This window comes from Fodinibius sp. SL11, assembly GCF_052060035.1.
GTDB lineage: Bacteria > Bacteroidota > Rhodothermia > Balneolales > Balneolaceae > Fodinibius.
The window spans coordinates 32,289-40,905 of sequence record NZ_JBPOEA010000020.1; the positions used below are offsets into that span (position 1 = coordinate 32,289).

At 46.8% G+C, this 8,617-nt stretch carries 8 protein-coding genes and 1 tRNA gene; 7 read left to right on the forward strand and 2 right to left on the reverse strand.

Annotation, left to right across the window (positions count from 1 at the left end; all coding sequences use genetic code 11):
• The first annotated feature begins 18 nt into the window (after positions 1-18).
• Genes ACQ76V_RS14945 through ACQ76V_RS14970 form a run of 6 tightly spaced genes read left to right on the forward strand, consistent with a single transcriptional unit; the run spans position 19 to position 7,791 of the window.
• The gene (locus ACQ76V_RS14945; RefSeq protein ID WP_441001320.1) at positions 19-216 is read left to right on the forward strand and encodes a hypothetical protein; all 198 of its coding nucleotides are present in this window, start codon (positions 19-21) and stop codon (positions 214-216) included.
• Positions 206-2,155, forward strand: coding sequence for a hypothetical protein (locus tag ACQ76V_RS14950; RefSeq protein WP_441001321.1), 1,950 nt, complete (start codon positions 206-208; stop codon positions 2,153-2,155). The genes ACQ76V_RS14945 and ACQ76V_RS14950 overlap by 11 nt, the downstream gene beginning before the upstream one ends.
• Entirely contained in the window at positions 2,155-6,912 is a 4,758-nt protein-coding gene (locus ACQ76V_RS14955; protein ID WP_441001322.1) for a tail fiber domain-containing protein, read from the forward strand. Before ACQ76V_RS14950 ends, ACQ76V_RS14955 begins: the two co-directional genes overlap by 1 nt.
• Positions 6,913-6,921: 9 nt before the next feature.
• Complete coding sequence (locus tag ACQ76V_RS14960) at positions 6,922-7,077, forward strand: hypothetical protein (RefSeq protein WP_441001323.1); 156 nt, start codon at positions 6,922-6,924, stop codon at positions 7,075-7,077.
• Positions 7,070-7,369, forward strand: coding sequence for a hypothetical protein (locus ACQ76V_RS14965; protein WP_441001324.1), 300 nt, complete (start codon positions 7,070-7,072; stop codon positions 7,367-7,369). Before ACQ76V_RS14960 ends, ACQ76V_RS14965 begins: the two co-directional genes overlap by 8 nt.
• Before the next feature lie 5 nt (positions 7,370-7,374).
• Positions 7,375-7,791 carry a hypothetical protein gene (locus ACQ76V_RS14970; protein WP_441001325.1) on the forward strand — a complete coding sequence of 139 codons (417 nt, stop codon included), beginning with the start codon at positions 7,375-7,377 and terminating at the stop codon, positions 7,789-7,791.
• 61 nt (positions 7,792-7,852) lie between these two features.
• Here ACQ76V_RS14970 and ACQ76V_RS14975 read toward each other — a convergent pair whose 3' ends face one another.
• Positions 7,853-8,224 (reverse strand): hypothetical protein, encoded by a 372-nt coding sequence (locus ACQ76V_RS14975; protein WP_441001326.1) that lies wholly within the window; start codon positions 8,222-8,224, stop codon positions 7,853-7,855.
• Positions 8,208-8,369, reverse strand: a complete 162-nt coding sequence (locus ACQ76V_RS14980) for a ribbon-helix-helix domain-containing protein (protein ID WP_441001327.1) — start codon at positions 8,367-8,369, stop codon at positions 8,208-8,210. Before ACQ76V_RS14980 ends, ACQ76V_RS14975 begins: the two co-directional genes overlap by 17 nt.
• 59 nt (positions 8,370-8,428) lie before the next feature.
• On the opposite strand from ACQ76V_RS14980, the gene ACQ76V_RS14985 reads away from it, so the two are divergent.
• Positions 8,429-8,600: transfer RNA gene (locus ACQ76V_RS14985), tRNA-Ser, on the forward strand.
• The last annotated feature ends 17 nt before the right edge of the window (positions 8,601-8,617 follow it).

Genomic DNA, 8,617 nt, shown 5'->3' on the forward strand with positions numbered 1-8,617 from the left:
AGGCAATTTAATAAGTTTATGCCCAAATCCAGCGGAGAATCCGACTGGATGAAACGAATGCAGAAAGCTAAGCAGAAAGTGAGCCAGCAATACGGCATGTATCAATGGCTCATTATGGTAACGGCAACCAGCGGACAAGATCGGGCGTTTCTGGCCGACCAAGACCCGCTATTTATAGTACGAACCTTTATAGGCCAACGATGTAATGGCACGTAGAAGTGTAGTCATAGACTTAGAAGTACGTAACAAACAGGCTCGCAAAGCCTTGCAAGGGGTGGAGGGCGGCTTTACGCGACTTTCCCAGAAGACCCAGCAGTCTACGCAGGCGATGAGCCAAGGTTTTAACCGTGCTTCTCAGCAAGTGCAGGGCTCACAAGCCGCTGTTTCTAACCTGTCTCGTATTGTCGAAGATGCCCCCTTTGGCGTTCGCGGGGTAGCCAACAACATCAACCCCTTTATTCAGTCGTTTGGACGCATGAAACAGCAGGCCGGATCAACAGGGGCGGCCATGAAACAACTGCTGACCTCGGCCTTTACCGGCCCCGGTGCGATCCTTACGATCTCAGCCTTGGTAACATCAGCTATCACAGCTATACAGATGGGTCTCTTTGACTGGGGCGAAGAAGCTGAGTCCGCCGACGATCAGATGGAGTCGTTGATGGAGACGATGGATGAGTTTATTGATGAGCAGCGTAAGATGGGCGGGGATAACATCTTTGATCCGTTGGGGCAGGCGTCGACACAACAAAAACTTGATCAAGTACAAGCGCTTAAAGATGAATTGCAATCACTATTCGATCTGCGCAAAGATGCCGAAGAGTTGCGTCAAACGATATCAACATTAAATCAAGCCGGTGCCGGCAGTGATGTTGGTGGTGCACAGGATTTACTGACAGAGCAGTCTCAGAAACTTAAGGAGGTAAATAAACAAATAGCAGAGCAAGAGCAGTTATTTGGAGACTTGTCCGAAGCCCAGCTGGAAGATATTGATAAAAAGATTAAGGATATGGAGGCTACTGAAGCCTTAAATCAGGCGTACCTCCGATTAAACCCAGCCATGCAACAAAAGCTTAATCTCAATAACGCCTTACGACCCGTATTGCGCGATGTGGAATTAGGCCTGGAGGGATCACGAAAAGAGCTTGACAGCTTAATTACCTCTTATGAGCAACAGATCGAAATGCTTCGTCAAAACATCGAGTCTGGCAAGTTGCAAGGCGAAGAGTTGGAAACCAATAAGCAACTACTTGCCGCTTACGTAGAAGCTCTTGACCGTGCCAAAAAAGCCGAGGAGGGAATAACCGACGAACAGAAAAGCGCTGCCGAAGCCGCGAAGAAACTGGCAGAGGCACGTCGTGAGCTGATGGATCAGGCTCGACAACGCGCCCGGCCCAATGTCATTACCGACCCCAGCCAACAAAATACGCAGTTTAGTGATATGGGGGTACAGTTCCCGGGTATGCCCGAAGGTGGGATTGACTTGGGACCGGCCATTGGAAGCCTTAATGAACTACAAAGCAAGCTGAAAGAACTCCGCAAAGAGTGGCGAAGCGTAGATGCCGGAAGCGAGCGATTCAAGGAATTGGACAAAGAGATTCAAAATACCGAAGCCCGTATAGATCAAGTCACCGGCAAAACCAACGAGTCCTCCGAGGCACTGATGGGCTTCGCGAATATGGTAGGCAATGCTTTTTCGCAGGCAATTATACATGGCAAGGAATTGAGCAATGTTTTAGACGCCTTGATTGCCCAACTGGCCTCCCGAGCGCTTATCACAGGGCTTGGAGCTATTCTTACAAGCGGGTCTTCGCTTGGTGGGGGGACCTTCCTTGAAGCTGTGTTTAGTGGGTTTCATCAAGGCACCGATGCAGGCTTTCCTGGCGCTGGAATGGTAGGGGAGCGCGGCAAAGAGCTGTTAGTAGCACCGCCGATGAGCTCGATTATTACCAATGAGAACGTTGAAAAAATGCACCGTATGCAGTCGGAGGCCAAAAGTACAGCTACGGATATGACCTCGACAAACCCCGGAGAATTAGCCGCAGAAGTACGAGCAGGTATTGAATCAGCTGATATTGTCGCAGGATTGAATATTGGCCGCCTTGTCGACGATATCGACACCGAACGAAATCGACGAAACCGATTAGGGAATAACTAATGGCTTTTTCGCAGATAGCATCGAAAACGTTAACCTATAGCCGCGAAGACGGCAGTGTCAAGACCTATGATATTGTCGTGGAGAAGCGGGACGCTGCCAGTGATACCCTAAATATACCGGTCGTTGGCGACTGGAAGATCATTCATGGGTCAAAAAATGACGATGTATTCAAGTCGGTAAAAAGTTCCGAGTTAGTATTGCAGGTCAAGGAAACCGCGGGGTTGGTGGATGATATTATTGAAGCCAGTCCGTTAGAGCTGTACATCAAGGTTACCGAAACAACCTCTGGTACGGTGGAGTTTGAAGGGTTTGTCATGCCCAATGAATACTCATGGAGCATGTACGGCAATGTCAAGACGCTCGAGTTTACGGCAACGGGGATGCTATCGGTATTGGGTCGGTACGCCCCTTCTGCCTCTGCCAACAGCTTGACAAGCGAAGAAACGTTACACGAATACCTTGCCGATTGTGATACCAAGATCAGCGCCGAAAAGTTTGGGCGGGCGGTTGATTTTTATACCAGCTGGGAGCATGACGCGGATGCCAGTACCGACTACCTTCCGACCAATATTACCTTCGACGAGGCGTACCTGTATGCTGACAACAAACTGGAAGCGCTATCTCGGATGTTACGCGGATGGGGGGGGCAGGTAGCACAGCGCGACGGTCGGCTCATTGTCAGCGATATTTGGGATAGGGTCTACCAGCCTACGACGTTGCCAATGTTAACCGATGACGGCGCAGGTGGCTACAGTTCAGGCACCGAAGATGTGCTTGTTTCGCTGATTGATGCCGATGTCGAACGGTATCCCAAACTGACCAAAAAGTATGATGTCAGCGAAGTAACGCAACAGCTTATTGTCAATGAGCGCAACCGCGATGGCGTACAGATTAGTCAAATAATAGACCAGCAGATTAACGCCCAGCTCGACCCCGATATTGTCGAACAGACAACGTCACCAGCTGTGGGTACGGAAACGTTTTCGTTTGTGGAGGCGAACGGATACCTGCAAGCACGATCATCGGTTAGTGGCACGACATCGGGAACATTTTATTACATGCGGGTGCGCGGCATTCGCGAAGATGGAACCGAGATATTTCTTGACCCTTCGACAGGAGCATGGGTCAATACCGACCAGCGGTTTAGCCTGTCGTTTAGCCTGTCAAGTGCTGACGAGCGAGCCTATTGGAATCATGATGGATTTGCCGCTGACCCGTTGCCCGAAAATTGGGTGGGGCACGTGCAGGTCGAGATGCTATATGATATTGATTACGACCAAGACAGTGCGGTCGAAGATGACCATGCGTATATCTCGTCCGTGAATCCGAATATTGGTATTGTCGGGGAAGGTCCTGTTATCTATAAGAAAACACAGTCGTCAACAGGCGGGGCGTTGGCAGATACCAAGGTCTACGACCATTTTCTTGCTGATCGGGATGACACGCACGTACTACAAACCTATTATGTGCTTGCCCAGTCCAAGCGATCGACAGGATGGGTGGACGGACGGGACGGTAGTACGATTCGTGACTATACCGAAGAGGCGGGGCGTCGAAAAACCGAGGTTCTGCTTGGGAGCCCCTACGAGGTTGTTTTTCGGTGCCGCGATTTGACGCGTATTGACATGCTGTCGGTTGTTGATATTACAGAAGATGGCACGACGCAACGATACCTGCCCGTGCAGGTGGAGCACACTCCGAATAAAGGGTTTTATGAGGTAACTGCAATAACTGTTCGTAGTGACCAGCATAGCTTATCTACGGTGTATAATTTACAGGAGGAGCAGGAGTATAATGCGGATACCGTGTATCGGAGCGTGGAGGGTACGCAAAGCAAGAAGGCATCCCCCTCATCGGCAAGTAATGAGAGTATCGAATGGGGCGAAATTGGCGGGGTACTGGCAAATCAGGTTGACTTAAAGAGCGAACTTGACGACCTGCAAAGCCAGATTAATGGCAAGTCAGATTCAGGGCATACGCATGCTGCCAGTGATATTGTTAGCGGCACCTTTGGCGACGGGCGTATTGCCGAGTCGAACGTCACCCAACACGAAGGAGCCTTGTCTATCGGGTTTGGGCAAATTACAGGCACCGTAGATGCTGATACCTTAGACGGGTACGATTCCAGTGACTTTGTCCGCACTATTAATTTCAATGACGGCACAGCCAATCTACCTATATCCCATGATGGGCTGGTAACCATTAAGTCTGCTACGGGGTCTGATATAGATGTGCAGGCTTCTCAACCAGCTTCCAATGAAGTTGTTTTTGAGATTGACTATACAGGGGATGATAATAACGATTATGCCACAGGCGGTGATTTTGAATTAACAACGTCAGGACAACTGACCATCACTGGACAAGGTTCGGCGTTCCCGTTTGGTATTGATTACACCAACATCAGAACCACACAATTAAATAATGATGCAGGGTTCACCTCCTACGATTCTACTGATTTTGCAAACGAATCTATATTTAATTTATCTGATGTAACCTCTGCAAGTGCAGGGCAGTATCTAAAGTATGACGGTACAAATGTATATGGTGTTAGCGAAGACAATATGGAGAGTTTTACCGCTGATGGACAGATCATAAGTGACGGTGGCACGATTCAGATTAACGCAGGTACAAATATTTCAGTTAATAAAAAGACTGATGTATCAAATCAAATTGTCTATACCATTAATGCGGCTGATCAGGCAGACACTTATGTAGATGGGGCCTCATTTGATAATACAGGCGTGATCACGACAGGCTCTGCACTTACGCTTAATGTTAACGGTGTTGCATCGGTAGAAGCGAAAACATCTAATTTCAACCTAAGCAATTTCAATGACGATCTTAATTATATTACTGATTACACAGTCACTGAATCTGACGTAACACAGCATGAAGGTGCTCTTAGTATTACTGAAAGTCAAATATCTGACTTATCTCATTATCAACCTTGGAGCATGACAGGTACTATTCAGCCTACAACCGTGAATGTCGGTTCGGGGAATAGTGTGACCTTTGTAGCAGGCGCTAATATGGACGATGTTGATGTGGTTGACTTAGGGGGTGGAAGCTATCAAGTGAAGCTAATTGCTTCCTCACAGACTACCGCTGATGCCTATGTTAATAACGGTACGCTTACCCTCAACGATACGACACAAGAGTTAAGCCTGTCGTATGCAAATCAGGCAGGGAATGTGCCGATTGATTTTAGTGCGCTGGAAAGTCGGTATGGGTTGCCCCAACCCCTTGACACAACGGACTCCCCTACCTTTGCAGGGGGTGCGTTTACAAATGGGATAAATGTAACTGAAAGTCCTATAACATCTGTACATGAAATACGCCCTAACAGCACGACTGAATTAATTAAGATGTATGATTCTCCACGTCTTGATATTTATGGGGAAACAAGGATAAGAAGTGGCAATACTCTTAGTGTAGATGGCTCACTCACCGCACAGGGTGGGATAAATGTAGGCAGTAATGCTTCAGGCGGTACTTTAGCCGTAGATGGAAATGTAATGATATCACATCTTTCGGGTAGAGACACTTGGTTAAGATTAAGAGCTGATGTATCTAATGGTAACGATGTAGGTAAATGGGGGTTTTCGCCTGATTGGACAAGTGGTCGTTTGACCTTGTATGATTATGAAAAAGGCAGTGCTGTACAGCAGTGGGTAGAAAACGGAGACGTCCTATTCAATATAAACGGTGGGATAGCAATAAATAAGTCATCAGCTTCCGAAGCCCTTGATGTGAATGGGAATATCTTAATGAATGGCAATATCGTCTGGAATCAAGGAACGCTCCCTAATCCAATGGAGAGCTTTCAGGTAGGAAACACCAGTTCTGGATTTCATGATATTATTGAAGCTGAAACCCTTGCCATAAACGCAGGCACGAACATTGATTCGGTAACAACAGGCAAAATAGGAGATACCGTTACGCTTACGATTAACGCCACCGATCAAAGCAATGGTAAATTTATAGACGGGCTTTCGCTCGATACAGCGACGGGTGTGCTTACAGCATCACGCAATGATGGGATGAGTTTTACGACAGATCTTGATGGGCGATATGAGCCATCGACAAATCTGAATATTAATAACTGGGATACCGCATACAGTTGGGGCGATCATTCGACAGTCGGATACTTTGAAAGCATGTCATTTAATACCAATACCTTTAGTGACGGTGCCTCCATTGATATTACAGGCGGTACAGATGTTAGTGTATCCACATCCGTAGGCACGAATGCAATTACCTATACCGTGAACTTCACAGGGTCAACAAGCGGTGGTGTCGTGGATGAGCTGACCGACGACGGTGGGAACCCCGTGTCCAAAGCCTCCATTCAGCTTACTGGTTCGGGAACTATCTCGACAACAGCAAACCCTGGCGGCATTGATATATCCGACAGCTCCGACCGACGCCTCAAAAAAGACATTCAGGATTTATCCGTCATGGAGGTGTACCGTCGGTTTATGGCACTGCAACCCCGTACCTTTAGCTGGCGTCGTAATATGGTTGGCAATCGCAATTACTTAACCGACAATGACGAAAGCATGGGGCAGGTTGCCCAAGAGTTTGCCAATCAGTTCCCCGAACTGACGACTAATGTAAACAGCGCACTCTTTGACGATGGAAAGTACGGCATTGATTATTCAGCCTATTCAGGGTCGGTATTAACCGTGATGTTACAACATGCGATAGGAAAAATAGAAACACTTGAAAAGGAACTTGAACAATTACAATCACAATAAAATCATAATATGATGTCTATACTTACACTAATAGCAATTTTAGCATTTGGATTCGCCGTGGGATATACGGTCGGCTATCGTCGGTATCGTGTCCAAGGGGATTCGATGATGCACGTCAATACAAAAGTAACCGAACGTAAAAAACGAGGTACCAATTATGAGTAAGCAAGAACGCATACGAGTCAACTTAGGCGGAAATGTAAATGTACAGGTTCGAGAGGTCGACAATGCCGTGATTGTGGCTGGCATCAAAGACGGCACGCATAAAGAAACAGTGGTATTGAAAGATAACCCTGATTTCGATACGACATTACAGGCAGAGGTCGACGCCCGAACCAGTGCAGGGCAAGCCCAGATTGATGAGGTCGTAAATACGGCACAATCTGACTTTAACAGCCAGAAATCCGACCTGCAATCATTGGTCGACGAATTGAAATCTGAATATCCAACAAGCTAACACTTATGAAAACCTTTGATCTTAGCGATGAAATGACCGACCTGTTTGGTGATCCGCTGTTCAACCAAGTACAAGTGCATCAACTCGTAAAACCGCTCACGCTCGAATACCGTGTGGGCGAAAACCAGACCGAGTCAAAAGAAATCTCTTACGTCGTTCCTGATAAGAAGCCACAGACGTATCGTAAGGCGATCTATTCGGCATTGCGACAGGCAGGGAACGCCCAAGATAATAAGCAGATCAGCGAAGACTTTGATAAGGATGAGATGGGCATGCTGATGCTTACCCTTTCAGCGGACAGCGATGTTGAGTTGTCGGTTGAAGATCGGCATAATATCATCAAAGCCTGTAAGGTGTTCGCAGATACCGAAGTATATATCCAAGTAAAACAGATGCTTGACCCTGATGAAGATGAGGAGTGATAAAGAAAGGGATACCGGTCGAAACCAGTACCCCTTAGGAAGCTATACTATGTTATTGCTCTTATTCCAGCGTAAGCGTGCCATCTTCTGGAAAATCAACCAGACGATCAATTTCTTCACCGTCCCCATTTTTAATTAATGATAGTTTTACTCGACCATCATAACTGCTGGCATCGGTAATCGTTACTGAAATACTTCCACCGCTTACTGATCCATCCAGGTCAATAACAACAGTACCGTCGGTTGTCGTCATTGTTTCCTCCCCGGATGCCCCTTCATAGGTAATATCCTTTTCGATATCCTCAATATTACTGGATGAGGTGTCCATTGTTTGTACGATATATGTATCTACGGGTGGCGTGTCATCTGATCCCGAAATTCCGCATCCTGTAATAAGGATGGCAACTGCTAATATGCTAAGTAGCTTTTTCATGATTAGTCGTTTTCTTTTTATTAGTTTTAATGTAAAGGTCTATCGCCTGCCGGATGATTTCCGACTTTTTAAGCCCGGTATCATCGGAATGACTGTCGATAAACGCTATTTGATCTTCTCGTATATGATAGTTCTTTCTTTTCATGAAATTGAATTATACACACGATAACACACTAATGCAAGAATGACTGAATCACCCCATTTGGCAGAGGTGGCAAAAGCAAGACAAACCCGCCAAAATACCCCGATTTCAGCCGTCCTCTGACTATAGGCTTACTACTAAATCGCTAAGTACTTGATAATACTGATCTTGCAAACGCTTGGAAAGCGTGTGTGCGTCTAGCGCGTACCGAGGGTTCGAATCCCTCCCTCTCCGCATAATTATTTTAAGGC

Excerpts from the sequence above, each read along its gene's own strand:
- ACQ76V_RS14960 (WP_441001323.1), top strand. The coding sequence starts at position 6,922 with ATGATGTCTATACTTACACTAATAGCAATTTTAGCATTTGGATTCGCC.
- ACQ76V_RS14965 (WP_441001324.1), top strand. The coding sequence starts at position 7,070 with ATGAGTAAGCAAGAACGCATACGAGTCAACTTAGGCGGAAATGTAAAT.
- ACQ76V_RS14945 (WP_441001320.1), top strand. The coding sequence starts at position 19 with ATGCCCAAATCCAGCGGAGAATCCGACTGGATGAAACGAATGCAGAAA.
- ACQ76V_RS14970 (WP_441001325.1), top strand. The coding sequence starts at position 7,375 with ATGAAAACCTTTGATCTTAGCGATGAAATGACCGACCTGTTTGGTGAT.
- ACQ76V_RS14980 (WP_441001327.1), bottom strand. The coding sequence starts at position 8,369 with ATGAAAAGAAAGAACTATCATATACGAGAAGATCAAATAGCGTTTATC.
- ACQ76V_RS14975 (WP_441001326.1), bottom strand. The coding sequence starts at position 8,224 with ATGAAAAAGCTACTTAGCATATTAGCAGTTGCCATCCTTATTACAGGA.
- ACQ76V_RS14950 (WP_441001321.1), top strand. The coding sequence starts at position 206 with ATGGCACGTAGAAGTGTAGTCATAGACTTAGAAGTACGTAACAAACAG.
- ACQ76V_RS14955 (WP_441001322.1), top strand. The coding sequence starts at position 2,155 with ATGGCTTTTTCGCAGATAGCATCGAAAACGTTAACCTATAGCCGCGAA.